The sequence below is a fragment of the Bradyrhizobium sp. USDA 4353 genome (assembly GCF_054063215.1).
Map to the genome: position 1 here is coordinate 6,343,138 of NZ_JBSSGB010000001.1, position 18,840 is coordinate 6,361,977.

The 18,840-nt window shown below is 64.8% G+C and carries 19 protein-coding genes; 2 read left to right on the top strand and 17 right to left on the bottom strand.

Going from position 1 to position 18,840, the window contains the following annotated elements; genetic code table 11:
- Window positions 1-56: 56 nt before the first annotated feature.
- The 4 genes from purQ to purC are packed head-to-tail and all read right to left on the bottom strand — an operon-like array spanning window position 57 to window position 2,039.
- Window positions 57-758 (bottom strand): phosphoribosylformylglycinamidine synthase subunit PurQ, encoded by a 702-nt coding sequence (gene purQ, locus ACVILH_RS28900; protein WP_006614497.1) that lies wholly within the window; start codon window positions 756-758, stop codon window positions 57-59.
- The gene (locus ACVILH_RS28905; protein ID WP_456715917.1) at window positions 755-1,009 is read right to left on the bottom strand and encodes a hypothetical protein; all 255 of its coding nucleotides are present in this window, start codon (window positions 1,007-1,009) and stop codon (window positions 755-757) included. The genes purQ and ACVILH_RS28905 overlap by 4 nt, the downstream gene beginning before the upstream one ends.
- Before the next feature lie 6 nt (window positions 1,010-1,015).
- Window positions 1,016-1,258 carry a phosphoribosylformylglycinamidine synthase subunit PurS gene (gene purS, locus ACVILH_RS28910; RefSeq protein ID WP_006614499.1) on the bottom strand — a complete coding sequence of 81 codons (243 nt, stop codon included), beginning with the start codon at window positions 1,256-1,258 and terminating at the stop codon, window positions 1,016-1,018.
- Between the two features lie 13 nt (window positions 1,259-1,271).
- Window positions 1,272-2,039, bottom strand: a complete 768-nt coding sequence (gene purC / locus ACVILH_RS28915; RefSeq protein ID WP_008974302.1) for a phosphoribosylaminoimidazolesuccinocarboxamide synthase — start codon at window positions 2,037-2,039, stop codon at window positions 1,272-1,274.
- Window positions 2,040-2,350: 311 nt separating this feature from the next.
- Between purC and ACVILH_RS28920 the strand changes: the two genes are divergently transcribed.
- A complete protein-coding gene (locus ACVILH_RS28920; RefSeq protein WP_456715918.1) occupies window positions 2,351-2,668 on the top strand; it encodes a DUF1476 domain-containing protein in 318 nt (105 codons plus the stop codon).
- 78 nt (window positions 2,669-2,746) lie between these two features.
- On the opposite strand, the gene cynS is transcribed toward ACVILH_RS28920, so the two are convergent.
- From cynS to ACVILH_RS28955, 7 genes are all read right to left on the bottom strand, one after another.
- A complete protein-coding gene (gene cynS, locus ACVILH_RS28925) occupies window positions 2,747-3,235 on the bottom strand; it encodes a cyanase (protein ID WP_456715919.1) in 489 nt (162 codons plus the stop codon).
- A 46-nt stretch (window positions 3,236-3,281) separates the two neighbouring features.
- Window positions 3,282-4,187, bottom strand: a complete 906-nt coding sequence (locus ACVILH_RS28930) for an ABC transporter ATP-binding protein (RefSeq protein ID WP_456715920.1) — start codon at window positions 4,185-4,187, stop codon at window positions 3,282-3,284.
- A gap of 243 nt (window positions 4,188-4,430) precedes the next feature.
- Window positions 4,431-5,270 (bottom strand): nitrate ABC transporter permease, encoded by an 840-nt coding sequence (gene ntrB / locus ACVILH_RS28935; protein ID WP_456715921.1) that lies wholly within the window; start codon window positions 5,268-5,270, stop codon window positions 4,431-4,433.
- A gap of 181 nt (window positions 5,271-5,451) precedes the next feature.
- Window positions 5,452-6,834: a CmpA/NrtA family ABC transporter substrate-binding protein gene (locus ACVILH_RS28940; protein WP_456715922.1), complete on the bottom strand. Its 1,383-nt coding sequence runs from the start codon at window positions 6,832-6,834 to the stop codon at window positions 5,452-5,454.
- 108 nt (window positions 6,835-6,942) lie between these two features.
- Entirely contained in the window at window positions 6,943-7,818 is an 876-nt protein-coding gene (locus ACVILH_RS28945) for a sulfurtransferase (protein WP_456715923.1), read from the bottom strand.
- A 49-nt stretch (window positions 7,819-7,867) separates the two neighbouring features.
- A complete protein-coding gene (locus ACVILH_RS28950) occupies window positions 7,868-8,989 on the bottom strand; it encodes an acyl-CoA dehydrogenase family protein (RefSeq protein ID WP_456715924.1) in 1,122 nt (373 codons plus the stop codon).
- Between the two features lie 29 nt (window positions 8,990-9,018).
- The gene (locus ACVILH_RS28955; RefSeq protein ID WP_456715925.1) at window positions 9,019-9,561 is read right to left on the bottom strand and encodes an OsmC family protein; all 543 of its coding nucleotides are present in this window, start codon (window positions 9,559-9,561) and stop codon (window positions 9,019-9,021) included.
- A 249-nt stretch (window positions 9,562-9,810) separates the two neighbouring features.
- On the opposite strand from ACVILH_RS28955, the gene ACVILH_RS28960 reads away from it, so the two are divergent.
- A complete protein-coding gene (locus tag ACVILH_RS28960; protein WP_456715926.1) occupies window positions 9,811-10,503 on the top strand; it encodes a TetR/AcrR family transcriptional regulator in 693 nt (230 codons plus the stop codon).
- A gap of 30 nt (window positions 10,504-10,533) precedes the next feature.
- Here ACVILH_RS28960 and ACVILH_RS28965 read toward each other — a convergent pair whose 3' ends face one another.
- The 6 genes from ACVILH_RS28965 to ACVILH_RS28990 form a co-directional block, all read right to left on the bottom strand.
- The gene (locus tag ACVILH_RS28965; protein ID WP_456715927.1) at window positions 10,534-10,707 is read right to left on the bottom strand and encodes a hypothetical protein; all 174 of its coding nucleotides are present in this window, start codon (window positions 10,705-10,707) and stop codon (window positions 10,534-10,536) included.
- 78 nt (window positions 10,708-10,785) lie between these two features.
- A complete protein-coding gene (locus ACVILH_RS28970; protein WP_456715928.1) occupies window positions 10,786-11,904 on the bottom strand; it encodes a DUF2336 domain-containing protein in 1,119 nt (372 codons plus the stop codon).
- Window positions 11,905-12,013: 109 nt separating this feature from the next.
- The gene (locus ACVILH_RS28975) at window positions 12,014-13,477 is read right to left on the bottom strand and encodes an HlyD family type I secretion periplasmic adaptor subunit (RefSeq protein WP_456715929.1); all 1,464 of its coding nucleotides are present in this window, start codon (window positions 13,475-13,477) and stop codon (window positions 12,014-12,016) included.
- A gap of 10 nt (window positions 13,478-13,487) precedes the next feature.
- The gene (locus ACVILH_RS28980) at window positions 13,488-15,605 is read right to left on the bottom strand and encodes a type I secretion system permease/ATPase (RefSeq protein ID WP_456715930.1); all 2,118 of its coding nucleotides are present in this window, start codon (window positions 15,603-15,605) and stop codon (window positions 13,488-13,490) included.
- Window positions 15,606-15,794: 189 nt separating this feature from the next.
- Window positions 15,795-17,510 carry a C2 family cysteine protease gene (locus ACVILH_RS28985; RefSeq protein ID WP_456715931.1) on the bottom strand — a complete coding sequence of 572 codons (1,716 nt, stop codon included), beginning with the start codon at window positions 17,508-17,510 and terminating at the stop codon, window positions 15,795-15,797.
- A 299-nt stretch (window positions 17,511-17,809) separates the two neighbouring features.
- Window positions 17,810-18,673 carry a hypothetical protein gene (locus ACVILH_RS28990; RefSeq protein ID WP_456715932.1) on the bottom strand — a complete coding sequence of 288 codons (864 nt, stop codon included), beginning with the start codon at window positions 18,671-18,673 and terminating at the stop codon, window positions 17,810-17,812.
- Window positions 18,674-18,840: the final 167 nt, after the last annotated feature.

An 18,840-nucleotide genomic window follows, 5' to 3' on the forward strand; every position in this document is an offset into this window, starting at 1 on the left:
TTATAGGTCCGGCCTATGAGCGGCCGAATGACACGTGATGGAGCGCTCCAAGGCGATCAGGCGGCGCGGTCGAGATGCGCGACGAGGCCGGCGAACAGGCCGCGGCCGTCGGTGCAGCCCATGATGTCCTCGACGTGATTCTCGGGATGCGGCATCATGCCGAGCACATTCCCGCTTTCGTTGACGATTCCGGCGATCGAATGCGCCGCGCCGTTGATGTTGCTGAGGTCGCCGACCTCGCCGTCGGCCGAGCAGTAGCGATACAGCACGCGCCCATCGCCGTTGAGCCGCTTCAAGGTCTCCTCGTCGGCCGCGTAGTTGCCCTCGCCATGGGCGACGGGGACGCGGATGACCTGCCCCGCATTGTAGCCGCGGGTGAACGGCGAGTCCGAGCGCTCCACACGCAGGTGGACGTCCTTGCAGATGAACTTCAGCCGGTCGTTCCGCATCAGCACGCCTGGCAGCAGGCCGGACTCGCACAGGATCTGGAAGCCGTTGCAGACGCCGAGCACCAGACCGCCCTTGGCGGCATGATCGCGCACGGCGTCCATCACGGGGGCGCGGGCCGCGATCGCGCCACAGCGCAGGTAATCGCCATAGGAGAAGCCGCCGGGGACGACGACGAGATCGGTGCCCTTGGGCAGCGACGTCTCGGCGTGCCAGACCATCGCCGGCTCATGGCCGGAGATCATGCGCAGCGCGCGCGCCATGTCGCGTTCGCGGTTGATGCCGGGGAAGACGAGGATGGCGGATTTCATAGCGAAGGCACATCATTGAGTTCAAGGCGCCGCTCGATGCGATCGAGACGGCCCTCGTGGCGAACCAAGGTGGCGTGAATAGCAGAGATTTCTTGATACACGCCGGTGATATCTTGCCGAGTGGCATTCTGAGCTGTGCCCAATGCCATCATGCCCTGCTTGAGTTCATCGATCTTGCCGTCCATTTGCGTAAGTCGCGCCTGGATCGACTTCAATATTTCTAGCAGGAGCTCGCTACTGACCTCGGCCATGTCGCCCTACCCCAGCAGCTCCACCCGGTAATTCTCGATCACCGTGTTGGCGAGCAGCTTGTCGGCGGCGGCCTTCAGGGCCGCCTCCGCCTGGGCCTTGTCGGCGCCGGCGAGCTCAATGTCGAACACCTTGCCCTGCCGGACCGACGCGACGCCGTCGACGCCGAGCGATTTGAGGGCGCCCTCGATCGCCTTGCCCTGGGGATCGAGGATGCCGGTTTTCAGTGTCACCGTGACACGCGCTTTCACGTCTAGCTTCCCTTTAGCTCTTGACCAGGACCGGGCCGGAGCCCGCCGGACGCTCGTTCTCCATGAGGATGCCGAGCCGCTTGGCGACCTCGGTATAGGCCTCCAGCAGGCCGCCAAGATCACGACGGAAGCGATCCTTGTCGAGCTTCTCGTTCGACTTGATGTCCCACAGCCGGCACGAATCGGGGGAAATCTCGTCGGCGACGATGATCCGCATCATCTCGTTCTCGAACAGCCGGCCGCACTCCATCTTGAAGTCGACCAGACGGATGCCGATGCCGAGGAAGAGGCCGGTGAGGAAGTCGTTGACGCGGATGGCGAGCGCCATGATGTCGTCGATCTCCTGGGGCGTCGCCCAGCCGAACGCGGTGATGTGCTCCTCCGACACCATGGGATCGTTGAGCTGGTCGTTCTTGTAATAGAATTCGATGATCGAACGCGGCAGCTGGGTGCCTTCCTCGATGCCCAGGCGCTGCGACAGCGAGCCCGCCGCCACGTTGCGCACCACGACCTCGAGCGGCACGATCTCGACCTCGCGAATCAACTGCTCGCGCATGTTGAGCCGGCGGATGAAGTGGGTCGGCACCCCGATGTCGTTGAGGTGCTGAAACAGGTACTCCGAGATCCGGTTATTGAGGACGCCCTTGCCTTCGATGACCTGGTGCTTCTTGGCATTGAAGGCGGTGGCGTCGTCCTTGAAGTGCTGGATCAGGGTGCCCGGCTCCGGACCTTCGTAAAGGACCTTGGCCTTGCCTTCATAAATGCGACGCCGACGGCTCATTGGGATGTACCGTGTTTTGTTGAAATCCATGAAATGGTGGGCTCCGGATGACTTTGGACAGGACCACGACGGAGCTGCCGCGAGGGCCTGGATCTCTACGGAAACAGAACAAGAACCGGGCCAATTTGAACCTATCCCATTGGGGTCCCGAGCACAATCGATCCGGACCTCCGGACCTTAGTTTTACCGGCCTTCCCTGCGGCCTCGTGCCCGTTGTATTGGCTTTGTGTTCCAATTATTTAGGCATGCGGCCACCGCCCCGCAACCGCCTGCGCGGTTAACCCTTTTCGGCAACACTGGAAGTTCCGGCCATGACCACGTTCGACAAGCGCGAGGACGCGTTCGAGAAGCAATTCGCCCATGACGAGGAATTGAAATTCAAGGCGGAAGCCCGCCGCAACAAGCTTCTCGGCCTGTGGGCGGCCGAAAAGCTCGGCAAGGCCGGCGCTGACGCCGACGCCTATGCCAAGGAGGTCATCGCGGCCGATTTCGAGGAAGCCGGCGACGCCGATGTCGTGCGCAAGGTGCTGGGCGACCTCTCCGCCAAGGGCGTCACCGAGGCCGAAATCCGCGCCAAGATGAGCGAACTGCTGGCCACCGCGGTGGCGCAGATCAAGGCCGGACAGTAACAGCGGGCGAATAGCGAATTGGGAGTAGCGAGTAGGGATGTCGTTTCCCCTATTCGCTACTCGCCATACGCTACTCGCTCATTCCTCTTTGAATCCATATTCCGGCACGTTGCCGCTCGCGCCGTAATATTTGTACGGCAGGAACTTGCCCGACATCGTGATCTTGACGCGGTCGCCCTTGGCGTTGGGCAGGCGCTCCATCACCATGTCGAAGTCGATCGCCGACATGATGCCGTCGCCGAACTCCTCCTGGATCAGCTCCTTCCAGGCCGGGCCGTTGATCATCACGAGCTCATAGAAGCGGTAGATCAGCGGATCGGTCGGCGGCATCGTGACGCCCTCGCCGCGCATTGGCGTCTCGTTCAGCATCGAGACCTCGCTCTTTGAGAGACCGAACAACTCGCCGGCGTTCGCCGCCTGCGGCTTGGTCAGCTTCATCTGGCCGAGAATGGCCCCGACGATCAGCACCTCGGAATAGCCGCCGATCTTTTCGCAGATGTATTTCCAGCTCCAGCCCTTCTCGCGCTTGATGTCGAGCAGCTTTTCGGTGAGGTCGGATCGCTTCATGCTTGGTCTCCCTTGATGGGCCTTCGTTGAGGGTTTCTTCTGAGCGTCAGCGCGCCGCCGCCTGCGGCGTATCGCTGTCGGCCAGCTTGGACGCGACGATCGTCGGCTCGGTGCGGCCAATCTTCACCAGGGGCACCTTGCGCGGATCATGATCTGGCGTCTCCGTGGTGAAGGTCTTGCTGCGGCTGACCAGGAAATCGATGATGTGGTTGCGCAACGCGTAGTACAGCGGGTGGCGGTGCAGGTCGCCGCGCAGCCGGTCCTTCGGCAGCGGGTTCTCGACGATCTCGGCCAGCACCGCACCGGGACCATTGGTCATCAGCACGATCTTGTCGGCGAGATAGATCGCCTCATCCACGTCATGGGTGATCATGAACACGGTCTGCCCGGTCTCGACGCAGATGCGCCGGACTTCGTCCTGCAAGGTGCCGCGCGTCAGCGCGTCCAGCGCCGAGAACGGCTCGTCCATCAGCATGATCTTCGGCGTGATCGACAGCGCCCGCGCAATGCCAACCCGCTGCTTCATGCCGCCGGAGAGTTCGGACGGACGCTTGTGCTCCGAGCCGGCGAGCCCGACCAGCTCGATATATTTCAGCGCATGCGCCTTGACCTTGGCGCGATCCCATTTGCGCCATTTCGATGAGACCGCATAGGCGACATTGCCGAGCACCGTCCGCCACGGCAGCAACGCGTGGCTCTGGAAGATCACCGCGCGATCAAGGCTAGGCCCCTCGATCGCCTGTCCGTCGACCACGACCACGCCCTCACTCGGCGCATCGAGGCCGGCGAGGATGTTGAGCACCGTCGTCTTGCCGCAGCCGGAATGCCCGATCACGCAGGCGAACTCGCCGCGCGCCATTGCGAGCCAGAGGTTCTCGAAGATCGTCGTGCTCCGCACGCCCTCGTAACGCTTGGCGATGCCTTCGATGGAGATGAACTTGTCGGAGATCATCGAGCGTCCTCTCCGAGCACGGTGCGCCCCCTCTCCCCGTTCTTCACGGGGAGAGGGTCGGGGTGAGGGGCAGCCGCGCGGGCGGTGCGAGTCGTAGGCGAATACGAGTGGCACACGCGCCAGGTGTGTGTGTCGCGAGACCTGTACCCCCTCACCCGGATTGCATCTGCGATGCAATCCGACCTCTCCCCGCAAGCGGGGAGAGGTAAGAGGGCAGCGTCGCTCTTGAGCAGCATCACCGCCCTACTCCGGAAACGTCACGAGCCGCGAGACGCGGGCGAGGATCTGATCCAGCACCATGCCGACCACGCCGATCAGCAGGATGGCGATGATCACGTTGGTGATCGACAGGTTATTCCACTCATTCCAGACGAAGTAGCCGATGCCCGTGCCGCCGACGAGCATCTCGGCCGCGACGATCACCAGCCAAGCGATGCCGATCGAGATGCGCATGCCCGTCAGGATCGTCGGTGCTGCCGCGGGCAGAATCACCGTGAAGGCGCGGCGAAGGTTTCCGACCTCGAGCGTCCGCGCGACGTTGATCCATTCCTTCCGCACACTCGCCACGCCGAACGCGGTGTTGATCAGCATCGGCCAAACCGAGCAGATGAAGATCACGAAGATCGCCGACAGGCTGGAATCCTTGATGGTGTAGAGCGCCAGCGGCATCCAGGCGAGCGGCGAGATGGGCTTGAGGATCTGGATGAACGGATCGAGCGCCTTGCTCATCAGCGGCGACATGCCGATCAGGAAGCCGAGCGGAATCGCGACCGCGATAGCGATCAGATAACCCAGCATCACCCGCCCGATCGAATAAGCGAGCTGGATGCCGAGACCCTTGTCGTTCGGGCCATTGTCGTAGAACGGCCGCCGCAAATGCTCCCACAGCTTGGCCCCGACATCGAGCGGCCCAGGCATGGCGGATTTGCCTTGCGTGGCCGTCATGCCCATCAGCTTGGCGTATTCCGGGCTCATGTTGGCGGCCGTGCCGGTGCTGCGCGTGGCGAGATGCCAGGCGCCAAGGAAGACCGCGAGCAGCACGATCGAGACGACGCCAGCGCGCAGACGAAGTGAGGTACTCATCAGCCGCCCCACCCACCGCCGTCATCCCGGCGAACGCCGGGATCCATAACCACCGAATTCCGTTGATGGACAAGATTGTCGCTGCCGCCCCTGCCCCAAGCGAGGTCACGGCGTATAGGTCCCGGCGTTCGCCGGGACGACACCATAGATCGTGTTGGCAGCGTCGCGCCCAACGCCCGCATCACGACGCCTTCTTGATCTTGAAGCTCGCGACATAATCGTCCGGCTTGGTCGGATCGAAGCTCTTGCCCATCACTGAGAACGATTTGTAGGAGTCCTTCGGCGGGGTCAGCCCCATCTCGGTCATGACCTTGCGGGTATCGGTCGCGAGATAGATCTGCTCGGCGACCGCCTTGTAGTCGACGTCGCCCTTGATCTGGCCCCAGCGCTTCATCTGGGTCAGCATCCACACCGCGAAGGACTGCCACGGGAACGGATCGAAATCGACCCGCTTCGGATCGGTCTTCACGCCGCCCAAGCCATCCGCATACGTGCCTGTCAGCACCTGCTCCAACACCGTGACCGGCGCGTTGATATAGTTCGCTGGCGCGATCGCCTCCGCGATCTGCTTGCGGTTCTCGGCCTTCGATGCATACGCCGTCGCATCGACGATGGCGCGGGTCAGCGCGGCAAAGCTGTTCGGTGCCGTCGTGATGAACTCGCGGCTCGCGGCGAAGCTGCAGCAGGGATGGCCGTCCCAGATCTCCTTGGAAAGAATGTGCAGGAAGCCGACGCCGTCATAGATCGCGCGCTGGCAGATGTTGTCCGGCGCCAGGAAGCCGTCGATATTGTCGGCACGCAGGTTCGCGACCATTTCCGGCGGCGGCACCGAGCGCAGCTGCACGTCGGTGTCGGGATCGATGCCGTGTTCGGCGAGGTAATAGCGAAGCAGGTAATTGTGCATCGAATAGTCGAACGGAATGGCGAACTTCAGGCCCTTCCAGTCCTTCGGGTCGCGCTTGTCCTTGTGCTTCATCGACAGCACGATGCCCTGGCCGTTGATGTTCTCGATCGCGGGCACGGTGAACGGGATCGGCTGCGCCCCGAGGCCCAGCGAGATCGCGATCGGCATCGGCGCCAGCATGTGCGAGGCGTCGTATTCCTTGTTGATCGTCTTGTCGCGGATCACCGCCCAGCCCGCGGTCTTGACGACCTCGACGTTCAGGCCGGCCTTTGAATAGAAGCCGAGCGGCGCCGCCATGATGATCGGCGTCGCGCAGGTGATCGGGATGAAGCCGACTTTCAAGTCCTTCTTTTCCGGCGTGCCGGACTGCGCGAACGCTTCCGTCGCCGTCCTCAGCGGAAAGAACTGTGACACCGCAGCAAGCGCCGTGGCGGCGCCGACCGTCTTCAGGAACGCGCGGCGGGTGGCGGCTTCCGGAAACACCGCGCGCAGCACGGCGGACGCGACGACGTTCTCGTAGCGCTTCTCATCGCTGTCGACCACCGGCTCGCAGCGTAGCGCCATCGCATGCTCATGTTCGGCCGGGCTCTGATGCTGCCCGCAAATACAACCGGCATTCACGCGGGAATTGGCATCGAACGGATCATCGAAAATCGACATGTGCTGCGCCCCTTTGTCACACCTGTAGTCAGACTTGCGCTGACTGCGCCTTCAAACGGCTCGTCCGGCCGCGCTTTTCAGCGGCCGGACGTGCATCTCATGCAGCTTCTATGCCGCTTTGCTGGTCAGCGCCGGCATCGGCAGGCCTTCCTCGATCGGCAGCGACGGATCGCGCGACCACTCGTTCCACGAGCCGAAATACATCCGCACATCCTTCACGCCGGCGTTCTTCAGCGCCAGGAACGTGTTCGACGCACGCGCGCCCTTGAAGCAGTAGAGATAGACCGGCGTGTCCTGGGTGATGCCGACGGTGGCGCATTCGGCGAGGATCTCGTCCTTCGACTTGAAGCGCGGACCCTCCGCGGTCGGCTTCATCATGCGGTACCATTCCAGCCAGACGGCGCCGGGGATGCGGCCCTTGCGCGGGCAGAAATCCTTGCCGTAGGGCGAGGAGGAGTCGCCGATCCACTCGTCGACGTCGCGCACGTCGAGGATCGCGATCGCGGGATTGCCGACGGCCGCCAGCATGGCTTTCGCATCGATCAGGATGCTGCCCGCCTCGGGCACGATCTTGAACGAGGCCTTTGTCGGCGACGGCACATCGGTCGTGACCGGCATGCCGGCCGCGGCCCAGGCGTCGTAGCCGCCATGCAGCACCTTGACCTTGGGATAGCCGAGCATCGTCAGCAGGAAATAGCCGCGGCACGACTGGCCGAAGCCGGAGTTCATCGACTGCTCGTAGACCACGGCGGTCTCGGCACCCGACAGCCCGGCGGCGCCGAACGCGTCGGCGAACTTGGTCTTCAATTCTTCGATGCCCTCGGGCGTGGACGTCGCGAGATAGGTGAAGATCTCATGGACGTTCACGGCGCCGGGAAGATGGCCCGCAGCGTAGGCATCGGGATTGCGGGTGTCGATGACGACACACGGCTCGGTCTTGATGAAGTCAGCGAGTTCGCCGGCAGTAATCAGTACGTCCGTCATGGCAGGCCTCTCCTGGTCTAAACTTCGTTGTTTGCCGTTCTCGCCGGCGTCAGCCGTCGGCGAGCATCTTGCGGAGCTGCTTGGTCGCGGGGGTGACGATCGCGACGAAATAGGCCTCGCGCAGGCGACGTTCGGCGCGATTGCCCTTGATGTAGCCGCGCGCTCCGCAATGGAGCATCGCGGCGTGAGCCGCGGCGACGCTGGCCTCGCCCGCCCGCAGGCGCAGCGCGACCACCTTGCGCCAGTAGGTCTCGTCGGTGTTGTAGGGATCGCTGGCGAGTGCCGCGGTCTCGCGGCCGAGCTCGTCGGCGAGCGCGCTGAAGTCGACCGGCTGCTGCGGCAGATAGCGGTTGATGTGGCCGAGCGGCGCCTCGACCTCCTGCATGATCTTGATGCAGTCCTTGATCAGGCCGAGCGCCATGCCGGCCTGCAGCAGGATGAAGCCGGCGCGGATCTTCTTGACGAACGGACCGGCGGGATCGGCCAGGATCAATTCATCCGGCACGAACACGTCGCGAAACTGCAGGCCGTAGGTGCCGGTGCCGTCCATCGCGACAAAGGGCTGACACGGCGACAGCGTCACCGCCGGATCGGCGCAATCGGCGACGAACATCACGATCTCGCCGGGCGCATCCTCGCGCTCGAAGATCGTGCCGAACATGTGATCCGGCCCGAGATTGGAGACCCAGGGCAGCGCGCCGCGCACGACGTAGCCGCCCTCGACCTTCCGCCCCTTCAGCTTGAGCTTTTCAATGCCGAAGAAGCTCTTCATCGGATTCGACAGCCCGGTGCCGCCGAGCAGCCTGCCGCTGGCTGCATCGTCGAGCAGACGATCCTTCAACGCCGCGTTGCTCGAATTGGCGATGTACCAGACCAGCGTGTTCTGGCACCACGCCATGAAGGCCGAGGCGCCGCAGACCTCGCCGATCGCGGCGATCGAGCCGATCGCGCTGTTGAGATCGGCTGCGCCATCCTGCGGCACATGACTGCTCCACGCGCCGACCTCGCCGAAGCGGCGGAGCACGTCAGCCGGGTACACCGTGCCGGCGTCGATGCCAGAGGCGAGCGGCGCGAGCTCGTTGCGCGCGATCGCCGCGACCTGCTCCACGGTCGACGGCACGGGCATCACGCCCGCGCCATCGACCGCCAGATGCTGTCCGAGTGAACCCATGATGACGTCCTCCGCTGCGCGTGGTCAGCTCAGATCCCGACTTCGAGATTGACCGGGCGCGTGAAGGTGTTGGCAACCGGCGACCACTTCTTGACGTGATCGATCAGCGCCTGAACCTCCTCCTTGGAGATGCCCTCGCACTCCATGTCGACCTTGACGCGCACATCGGTGAAGCCGACCGGCTTCTCGGACACGTCGCCCGTGCCCCAGACCGCAGTGATGTTGAGATCGCCCTCGAGCTCCAGCTCGAGCTTGTTGACGATCCAGCCGCGGTGCACAGCGTTGGCGTGCAGGCCGACGGCGAGGCACGAGCCGAGCGCGGCGAGCGAGGCTTCCGACGGATTCGGCGCGGTGTCGTCGCCCAGCAGCCCCGGCGGCTCGTCGACGATATAGGGCGCGAGGTTGCGGATGTAGTTGGCGTGCCGGAACTTGCCTTCCGCGACGGTCTTGCACTTCAGGGTCTTGATGACCTTGGGGTTGGCCTTGCCGTTGGCGATGAGCTGTTCGAGGCCACCTCTGTCGATGGGCGCGAGGCAGCCCGTCAACGCCGTCTTCTGAACCACAGCGGTCATCTCTTTTTCTCTCCCTGGGATCGAGGATACCGAACGGTCTGTTTTCTGCACGAAGCGTGCCAGGGAGCCAGGAAATCAAAAGGCGGAATGATCCTCGCGGCTTAGAAGAACATGGCGGGATCTGGTTCACGCTCGCCTGCCCAAGCGCGGTGCAGAGTGCTGCCATCAGCGATGAAATTGAGCGCAGCGCTGCCTCATCCGCATCAGCGGTCTTGCTGACTCACGCGCACCGCGATTAAGCTTGCGCGCATGGGCAAGAAAGAGATCAAGCCGGCCGCGGGCAAACAGTCAGCCAAGAAGCAGGCGGTCGCGCGACCGATCACCGCGGGTGATGACGAGTCGGCGCGCGGTCGTCTGCTCGGCGCGGCGACGCATCTGTTCTGCAAGAACGGCATCAACGCGACCGGCATCGACGCCATCATCAGCGAGGCCGGAACGGCGAAGACCACGCTCTACAAACTATTCGGCTCGAAGACCGCGCTCGTCACCGCCGTGCTCGAGAGCGAAGGCAGGCAGTGGCGCGAATGGTTCATCGGCGCGATGGAGAGCGGCGGCGGCGATGCCGAGACCAAGCTGTCACGCATCTTCCCGGCGCTGAAGAGCTGGTTCAGCGAGGAGCGCTTCTATGGCTGCCCGTTCATCAACGCGGTCGGCGAGCACGACAAGGACCAGAAGCAGTTCCGCACCATCGCGCTGCGCCACAAGAAGGTGGTGCTGGCGCATATCGAGAAGCTGGCGCGCGAGATGGGCGCCGCCGAGCCGGAGAGCTTTGCGCATCAGCTGGCCCTACTAATCGATGGGGCGATCGTGGCGGCGATGGTGTCGCGCAATCCGGAGGTCGCGGATACGGCGGGCATCGCGGCGAGCGCGCTGTTCGAGCCGGCGAAGCAGAAAACGGCCAAGCGCGGCAGCAAGGCGGATCCGCAGCTTGCGGCGGTGTGAGGCGACAGCGCGACCTCCCCAACAACAGAGCTAGCGGAAGTAGTCCGTCACGCGCCGCAGATCAGCCTCATCTGCCCCTGCTCCATTGAGGCCAGTATCAATGATGCGGCGGCAGGCCGCCACGGTCGCCTCGTCGCCGAGCTCATTGGCGGCTTCGAGGACGTGCCAGGCGGGCATCGACCGCGGCGCGGTCCGCAGCGGCATTGCGTCCGCTTGGCCGCTGCGCGCTGTGGAGATGACGTCCCATGCCGGTCATTCGCCGTCACCTCTCTCGCTGCTGACTCAATGAGCAACTGCGCGCGGCGCGTGCGCGCCGGCAGCCTTCCCGGCATTCTTGCGCGACTGGTAGAATTCGAGCACGCTGCGCGATGTCTGGGTCTGCAGACGGGCATAGTCGCGCTCCAGCTCGTCCAGCTCGCCGGCGGTGATCTTGTGATCGCGGGCGCCGAGGAAGGCCAGCGCCATCATCGTGTCCCAGGAGAAGCCGAGCGCCTTGGCGAGCATCAGCAGCATCTCGCGGTTGCGGTCGAACAGCGCGCGGTCGACGACGTCGACCGGCAGCGCCGACAGCAGTGAGAGGCCGATCGTCACCTCGTCGACCTTGTGCGCGGTCGCATAGCCCGCAATGGTGCTCTCGTGCAGATTGCCGAGGCGGTGCTGGATCGTCACGGTGCGCTTGGCGACGAAGTAGTTGCGCGAGCCGGGCCCGAACTTCGACTGCAGATCGCCGGCGATGTTGGCGACCGAGCTCTCGATCTCGCCGAGCAGCTCCGGGCGCTCGCTCGCCAGCCGCTTGCCGACATCGTTCGACGCTTTCGCGATCAGCTGCTGGAACAGATGCCGGGGAATGTCGAGGCGGCGGCCGAGATGCTCGGCCAGGATGGAGTCGTTCTCGGCGCGCTTGACCATGTGGAGGAAGCCCGCGCCGGAGAACTGTGCGCCGTGATTGCGCGCCACTGCGGTCGCGACATCGCGGTCGCCGCGCCGCGCCAGCACGTCCGTCACCTCCGGGCTCAGCGTCTTGCGCTCGGCGATGGCGAGCAGATGCGCCTGGCTCTTGGTGCTGGCATTCTCGACCAGCGCGGCATCGTCGAGCCGCTCGGACTCGCGCAGCACAGGACCCGCGACCCAGATCTCGTCATCGAAGGCGAGCTTGCGGATGACGCTGGCCGGCGAATACTCGATCCTGGCGAGACGGTCGGCCAGCTTGGCGCGCGCCTCGACCTCGATCTCGTCGGCGAGCCGGCCGATCACCTCGCCGAAGGTCGAAATCTCCTCCTCGCAATAGCGGCCGGCGAGCAGCAGATCGGTCGCATGCCACAGCGCGCGCTCGCGGCTGTCGGCCGTGCCCCGCGCAATCGCGTCTTCCAGGTCGCGCAATACCGATTTCGTCTCGTTCATGATGACAAGCCACAACACCGCAATGAGGAAAGCGAATGCCGGCGAACATACCTCTCGAACGCCAGCGTTCCGTAAGCGCGCGCGTGCGGATTTGAGGTTACGTTTTTGCTCAAATGCACCGCAGCCCGTTAAGCATGGCGCTCGGCGGCAGGCTCAGCGCTCGCGCATGGCGTCGTGGACATGCTCGCGCAAGGGAGCCAGCAGGAAGTCGATGATCCGCCGCTTGCCGGTCAGGATCTCCGCCTTCACCGACATGCCCGGCACCAGCGGCCGCCGCGCGGCCGTCGACGTCGAGCGTCGCGCGGTCGACCGCGATATGCACCATGTAGCGCAGCCGCTCGCTGGCCTCGACCCGGTCGGTCTGGTCCGCCTGCCGCTCGGCGCCCTGCACGCCGTTGGGATTGACCGGCGCCGCCTCGGCGTCGCGATCGACCGAGGTCACTTTGCCGCCGAGCAGGCCGTAACGCGTGAACGGGAAGGCGTCCACCTTGAGCTCGACGCGCTGGCCGGCCTCGACGAAGCCGACATCGCGGTTCTCGACCACGGCCTCGACCTCGATCCGGTCGTCGTCGGGCACCACGGATAAAAGCTGCTGCGCCGGCGTCACCACGGCGCCAGCGGCCGCGACGTGCATCTGCTGCACCGTGCCGTCGATCGGCGCGCGCAAGGTCTGCAATTCGGCGCGGCGCGTGGCCTTGGTCAGCGCCTCGCCCGCGGCGCGGGCGCGCTCGCGCGCGGTCGCGAGATCGCGCATCGCCTTGTCGCGCATATCGGCTTCCGTCGCCGCGATCTTCTGATCGAGGCCGGCGATGGTGGCATCCAGCGCAACGATCTTGGCCTTGTTGATCTCGAGCTCGGAGCGCGTCTCCACCAGCAGCTGCTGGCTCTCCAGACGGGCGATGATCGAGGCGTTGCCGATCTCGCTCGCCTTGGTGCGGATGTCGGCGCGCTGCGTCACCATCGGCAGGGTCTGCTCGTATTTGGCGACGGTCTGCTGCAGCGCCTCGCGCTCGGCAATGTGCTGCGCCCGTTCCTGCGCCAGCGCCGCCAGCTGGCTGGCGCGCATCGCCAACTGCGCCGTCAACTGCGCCTGCGCGCGGGCGCGGTCGAGCGGCTCCGTGCCGACCACCAGTTCAAAGGGTCCATTCTTCACGCCATCGAGAAACGCCGCCAGCCGGACCTCGTCGAGCAGGCTCGCGATCAGGTCGCTGCGGGCGCGGTCGGCCTCCGCCGTCACCGCCGTCTTGTCGAGCTCGATCAGCGCGTCGCCGGCGCGCACGCGCTGGCCGGGCTGCACCAGCACGGCCTTGACGCTCGCCGTTTCGAACGGCTGCACCACCTGGGTGCGGGTATGCGAGATCACCTTGCCGCTTGCGACCGCGACGATGTCGACCTTGCCGAGCACCGCCCAGCCGAGCGCCGCGAAGGTCACGGTGCACAGCGCCAGCGCGGTGATGCGCCCGAGCGGATTGGGCGGCGTCTCGGTGACTTCGAGAGCTGCGGGCAGGAACTCGTGCTCGGAGGTCTTGCCACCGAAGGAGAAGCCACGCAGCAGGCTTGCAGATTGAGACATCGCGCTCTCCTCAACGGCCCGCCGACTGGATTCGGTGCAAGGTCGCGTAGCGGCCGCCGCCGGCCACCAACTGGTCGTGCGTGCCGTCCTCGACGATGACGCCGTTCTCGATCGTGAGGATCCGATCGGCGCTGCGCACCGTCGACAGCCGATGCGCGATGATCAGCACGGTGCGGCCACGCACGATGTCGCGCATGTTGGCCTGGATGATGCTCTCGGATTCGTAGTCCAGCGCCGAGGTCGCCTCGTCGAAGATCAGGATGCGGGGATCGCCGACAAGCGCGCGCGCGATGGCGATGCGTTGGCGCTGACCGCCGGACAGCGACACGCCGCGCTCGCCGATTTTGGTGTCATAGCCCTGCGGCATCCGGCAGATGAACTCATGCGCGCCGGCGAGCTTCGCAGCCTCGACGATCTTCTCCATCGGCAGCGCGGGATCGGCGAGCGCGATGTTGTCGCGCACCGAGCGGTTGAACAGCACGTTCTCCTGCAACACGACGCCGATCTGGCGCCGCAGCCAGGACGGATCGAGCACCGCGGTGTCGACGCCGTCGACCAGCACGCGCCCTGCCTCGGGCTGATACAGCCGCTGCGCCAGCTTGGCGATCGTGCTCTTGCCGGAGCCGGAGGGGCCGACGATGCCGACCACCTGCCCTGCCCCGATTTTCAAGGAGACCTCGCGCAGCACCGGCTGGGTATTGAGACCATAACGGAAGGTCACGCGCTCGAACTCGATCGCACCGTCCAGCGGCGGCAGGTTCTGCTCGGCGCAGCCGCGCTGCGCCTCCACCGGCGTGTTGAGGATGTCGCCGAGCCGCTCGACCGACAGCCGCACCTGGTGGAAATCCTGCCAGACCTGGACCAGCCGTAGCACCGGACCTGAGACTTGGTTCGCCAGCATGTTGAAGGCCACGAGCTCGCCGACCGTCATCTTGTTCGCGATCACGAGCCCTGCGCCGACGAACAAGGTCAGCGCGCCGACGCCCTTGTTGAGCAGGCTCGCCGTCTGGCTCGCCCAATTGCCGATCTGCGACGCCGAGAACGATGCGCCGACATAGCTCGCGAGCTGCTCCTCCCAGCGCCGCTGCATCAGCGGCTCGACCGCCATCGCCTTGATGGTCTCGACCCCGGTGACGCTCTCGACCAGGAACGCCTGGTTCTCAGCGCCGCGGCGGAATTTCTCGTCGAGCCGGGCCCGGAAGGCCGGCGTGGTCGCGAGCGACAGCAGCGCGTAGACCGGCAAGGTCGCGCAGACGATCCACGCCAAGGTCGAGCTGTACAGGAACATCACGCCGATGAAGACCGCGGCAAAGGCGAGGTCGAGCACCAGGGTGATCGAGGACGAGGTGATGAACTGCCGGATGGTTTCCAGCTCGCGCACCCGCGCGACGCTGTCGCCGACGCGGCGACTCTCGAAATAGGCCAGCGGCAGCCGCATCAGATGCCGGAACAGCCTCGCGCCGAGCTCGACGTCGATTCGGTTGGACGTATGGGTGAACAGATAAGTCCGCAAGCCTGACAGCACCGCCTCGAACAGCGCGATCAGAGCGAGACCCGCGACCATCACCTCGAGCGTCGACAGGCCGCGATGCACCAGCACCTTGTCGATCACGACCTGGAAGATCATCGGCGTCGCCAGGCCGAACAGCTGGATCACGAACGAGGCCAGCAGCACCTCGATCAGGATGCGGCGATATTTGCCGATCGCGGCGACGAACCAGCCGAGGTTGAATCGGCGCGCGGTGTCGGACAGCTCCGCCCGCTTCGCGATCAGGATGAGCTGGCCGGACCAGACCGCTTCGAACTCGGAGAAGGCGAGCAGCCGCGGACCCGCATCGTTGAGTCCTTGAATGAGCACGCCGGTGTCGGTCACCTTGCCGATCACGGCATAGCCGCCATCCTTGAACACCGCGATGGTGGGCAGCGGCGTGGACTTCAGCCGTGCAATCTTGGACGAAACGAGCTTGGCCTTGACGGGAAAGCGCGCGGTGGCGCGCAAGAGATCATCGACCCCCAGGGCGTCGCTGCGGCCGGCCTCGTGCTGGATGCGGCCGGGATCGGCGACGATGCCGAGCAGGTGCAATGACAGCGCCAGCGCCCATGCGCCCTGATCCGTACACGCCTGCATCGACTGATCCCGCCTCGTGGTTCGACGTCCCCGCCGACACCCTCCGGGACCTGCGTTCGCATGGCGTTAAGTCGGATGCTTAACAGATGACGCACCCCGATCCGCCATGCCTCGATCGCGCTGGTGACGGGTGCGACAAGACCGCCCAGGCATGCCTGGGCGGTCCCATGTGAATTCCAATCCTTTGGATCACGCCGCCATCGGCATCGCCAGCGTGTGCTGCTGCGAGGCCAGGCCCTGCGTGAACGCCACGTTCGCCGAGCCGCCATCGGTCAGCGAGGCGATCGCCTGGACGAAGCCGGAGGCCGCGCCCGCGAGGTCGTTGACATCTGCGGTGAGCTTCAGTCCCGATGACGTGGTGGTTGTCGCCGCCGCCAGCTTCTTCGCATCGCCGACATTGTCGATCGTGATCGTGTCGCCGGCAGCCAGCAGGCTCGCGAGGCTGACCTCGAAGGTGGTCTGCCAATACTGGCCGGCCGCCGAGCCCCAGGGGTTGCGGACCTGCAGCATGCCGGTCGAGCTGTTGTAGCCGTAGATCGACATCGCGTGGTTGGCGACCAGCGTCGTCTTTCCGGTCGCATCCTTGGCGTTGGTGTAGGACGACAGGATGACGTCGTCGCCCGCCGCAAGACTGGCCGCGATGGTCGATAGCACGCCCGACGTCGAATTGCCCGTTGTATAGTTCGTCACGCCAAACGACGAGTTGTAGACCACCTTGCCCCACGAGCCGCCCATGGCGCGGAAGTCGGTGATCTGGCTGGCGCCGGTGATCGCCTCCAGCGCGATCTCCGGCGCGCCGCCATTGCCGATGGTGGTGTAGGAATTGCCGTAGTTGATCGAGTTGCCGGTGTAGACCCCGCTGGCCTGCAGCTCGGCATAGGCCTTCTCGGCAAGGCTCGCCCAGATCGCGGCGCCACCATTGTTGAAGATGGTGCCGCCATTGGCGAGCGCAGTATTGACCGTGACGTAGCGCGCGGTGCCGTTGACGTAGAAGCGCACGCCATAGGTGTTGTTGCCGTTCGCCGTGAACATCGACGAGATCACCGACTGCTCCTTGTAGGAGACCTCGGCCAGGCCGGCGAGCAGATAGCAGTCGCCCAGATAACCCTGGTTGATGTCGCTCATGCTGGCGCCGGCGGCAGAGAACAGCGGCTTGGTCGAGTTCGAATACGACACCGAGAACTGCGTGCTGCCGAGGATCACCTTCGATGACGGCAGGTCGGTGCCGAGGAACCATTTGCCGATCAACTCGGCGAATTGCAGCTCGGTCGATCCGCTGGCGAGGTTGCCGAGCGCGACCGAGCTTGCGGCGCCGCCGGTCCAGCTTGCGTTGGCGGCGTTGCCGTTGACCAGGGCCTGGGTGATGTAGGTCAGGTAGCTCGAAGTCGACACGCCATTGTTGAGATTGGCGGCGATGGTCTTGAGGTCGGCGAGCTGGCTGGCGCTCAGCTTGGTCTTGGTCGCGGCGAGCGTCGCATCAATGTCGGTGAAGACCTTGAGCAGGCCGGCATAGGTGACCGTGCCATTGGTGATCGCCGCGGTCATGTCGGCCTTGATCTGGGCGTTGGTGAGCGTGCTCACCCAGGCTGGCGCGGTGGTCTTGGTGGCGGTCGACGCGGCGGAGACCGTCGAGATGATGGGTGTCGTTGTTGCCACGGTCTTGGTGGCAGTCGACGAGGTGGTCACCGTCGCAGCGACGCTGCAGAAATTGCCAAAGACCGCGATCACCGCCGAGGAATCCGAGGCTGGGGCCGCAGCCGGCGGCGCGGCAGCAGCGGGAGCCTGCTGGGTCAGCCAGAATTGGGGGAGACCCTGCATAAGCCAGCTGTCGTTGTCGAACAATGCCGTCTGGTCGCTGGTCTGGTCGGTCTGCGGCTTGCGTAGGCCCTGCGGCTGGATCGGCATTGGTCGAGGCTCTCCGTGAACGATGTGACTTGTTCTGATCGTCGTCGCGATCGGCTTGCCATCGTTCGCATCAGCCGTTGCGGCAATGCTGCGCGATCCGTTCGAATTTTAGAAACTTGTCTCGATCACCTGTATCCCACGGCAGTTCGATGGGTAGGAGTTTACGGATCGGCGGCAAATGGTAAGGGGGCCGTAGTCTTACGGGGGCATGTTGGCGAGGGGGTCATATTCAGCGCGCGAAACCACCCTTGTGGGTTCGCGCACCGAGACCGGCCTGCACCGTCCGGGATCAATCCTGATCAAGGCACGACGCTGAGAACGCGCGCCTCCGCAGTCGCGACCGATCGCAAGTCGGATCCGAGCGGGCATCCGGCGAGGGCCTGGTCCATCAGTTTGATGGCCTCTGCTTCGTGGTTCTGCTGGAGCATCAGCTCGCCGGCAAAAAAGCTAGCCTCGCAGCGCCGCGTCCTGCGCAGGGCGGGACTGCCGTCGGCCGCAGCGAACACTGCTTCGATGCTTTCTTTCCCGAGGAAAAAACGGACAAGCGGCGCTGGCCACTTCTTCATGTCGAGCTGTTTCGCCTGCGCCGCGAGCTCGCTCGCCTGCCCGGCACGGCGGCGCGCCAGATCGAGCCACAAGGCCACTTCGGCATTGCCGGGATCGATCGCACTAAGCCGTCTAAACTCGTCCTGCGATTGCTCCAAGAGGCCGGCCTGGAAGCTCGCAATGCCTAGGCCGCGATAGGCTCGGGCCCGATCGCTGTCGGATCCGGGCGTCCGCTTGGTGCCGACCAGCGGCAACGGCTCGCCGCCGCGCTGGTCCGGGGCGCGATTATAGGCGGTGAGAAGATCGGCGGAGACATGCACGATCACCCGCCTGTAGTCGTCGATGGCATGGTCGAGATCGCCCTTCTGAAAATACGCGCTGGCGCGCGCCAGATGCGCTTTGATCACCTGACGGGCCGCCGACTGGCCTTGCGCGATGACCATGGTGCAGCCAGCAATCCGCGTATCGACGTCAGCCTTGCTCGTGCACCGCGCCGCATCCGCCGATGCGGCGGTCACTGATGAGTTGAGGATCAGCCCTGTGACCAAGGCCTGACCTGCGCGCAGCCACCGCCGTCGCATCACTAATCGTCGCATCGCCGATTCTTGCATCGCCATCTGTGTCCCCCAGCTCTTGTTGTGATGCGGCGATGTTACCTATGCCGGCCGGGGGAGCCACAATCTGCAATTGCATTCACGGATCATCGTTCAGCCGGTGTAAACGGCGTCGCGGATTCTGCGGCACAGAACGGGATCATCCCTGCGGGCCTTGTTGATCTCGTGGT

What these genes read in the sequence shown, in the direction of transcription:
- ACVILH_RS28970 (WP_456715928.1), bottom strand. Translation starts at nt 11,904, where the DNA reads ATGAACGAGACGAAATCGGTATTGCGCGACCTGGAAGACGCGATTGCG.
- ACVILH_RS28990 (WP_456715932.1), bottom strand. Translation starts at nt 18,673, where the DNA reads ATGGCGATGCAAGAATCGGCGATGCGACGATTAGTGATGCGACGGCGG.
- ACVILH_RS28985 (WP_456715931.1), bottom strand. Translation starts at nt 17,510, where the DNA reads ATGCCGATCCAGCCGCAGGGCCTACGCAAGCCGCAGACCGACCAGACC.
- ACVILH_RS28960 (WP_456715926.1), top strand. Translation starts at nt 9,811, where the DNA reads ATGGGCAAGAAAGAGATCAAGCCGGCCGCGGGCAAACAGTCAGCCAAG.
- ACVILH_RS28930 (WP_456715920.1), bottom strand. Translation starts at nt 4,187, where the DNA reads ATGATCTCCGACAAGTTCATCTCCATCGAAGGCATCGCCAAGCGTTAC.
- ntrB (WP_456715921.1), bottom strand. Translation starts at nt 5,270, where the DNA reads ATGAGTACCTCACTTCGTCTGCGCGCTGGCGTCGTCTCGATCGTGCTG.
- cynS (WP_456715919.1), bottom strand. Translation starts at nt 3,235, where the DNA reads ATGAAGCGATCCGACCTCACCGAAAAGCTGCTCGACATCAAGCGCGAG.
- ACVILH_RS28975 (WP_456715929.1), bottom strand. Translation starts at nt 13,477, where the DNA reads ATGTCTCAATCTGCAAGCCTGCTGCGTGGCTTCTCCTTCGGTGGCAAG.
- ACVILH_RS28940 (WP_456715922.1), bottom strand. Translation starts at nt 6,834, where the DNA reads ATGTCGATTTTCGATGATCCGTTCGATGCCAATTCCCGCGTGAATGCC.
- ACVILH_RS28980 (WP_456715930.1), bottom strand. Translation starts at nt 15,605, where the DNA reads ATGCAGGCGTGTACGGATCAGGGCGCATGGGCGCTGGCGCTGTCATTG.
- ACVILH_RS28965 (WP_456715927.1), bottom strand. Translation starts at nt 10,707, where the DNA reads ATGCCGCTGCGGACCGCGCCGCGGTCGATGCCCGCCTGGCACGTCCTC.
- purQ (WP_006614497.1), bottom strand. Translation starts at nt 758, where the DNA reads ATGAAATCCGCCATCCTCGTCTTCCCCGGCATCAACCGCGAACGCGAC.
- purC (WP_008974302.1), bottom strand. Translation starts at nt 2,039, where the DNA reads ATGAGCCGTCGGCGTCGCATTTATGAAGGCAAGGCCAAGGTCCTTTAC.
- ACVILH_RS28945 (WP_456715923.1), bottom strand. Translation starts at nt 7,818, where the DNA reads ATGACGGACGTACTGATTACTGCCGGCGAACTCGCTGACTTCATCAAG.
- ACVILH_RS28905 (WP_456715917.1), bottom strand. Translation starts at nt 1,009, where the DNA reads ATGGCCGAGGTCAGTAGCGAGCTCCTGCTAGAAATATTGAAGTCGATC.
- ACVILH_RS28955 (WP_456715925.1), bottom strand. Translation starts at nt 9,561, where the DNA reads ATGACCGCTGTGGTTCAGAAGACGGCGTTGACGGGCTGCCTCGCGCCC.
- ACVILH_RS28950 (WP_456715924.1), bottom strand. Translation starts at nt 8,989, where the DNA reads ATGGGTTCACTCGGACAGCATCTGGCGGTCGATGGCGCGGGCGTGATG.
- ACVILH_RS28920 (WP_456715918.1), top strand. Translation starts at nt 2,351, where the DNA reads ATGACCACGTTCGACAAGCGCGAGGACGCGTTCGAGAAGCAATTCGCC.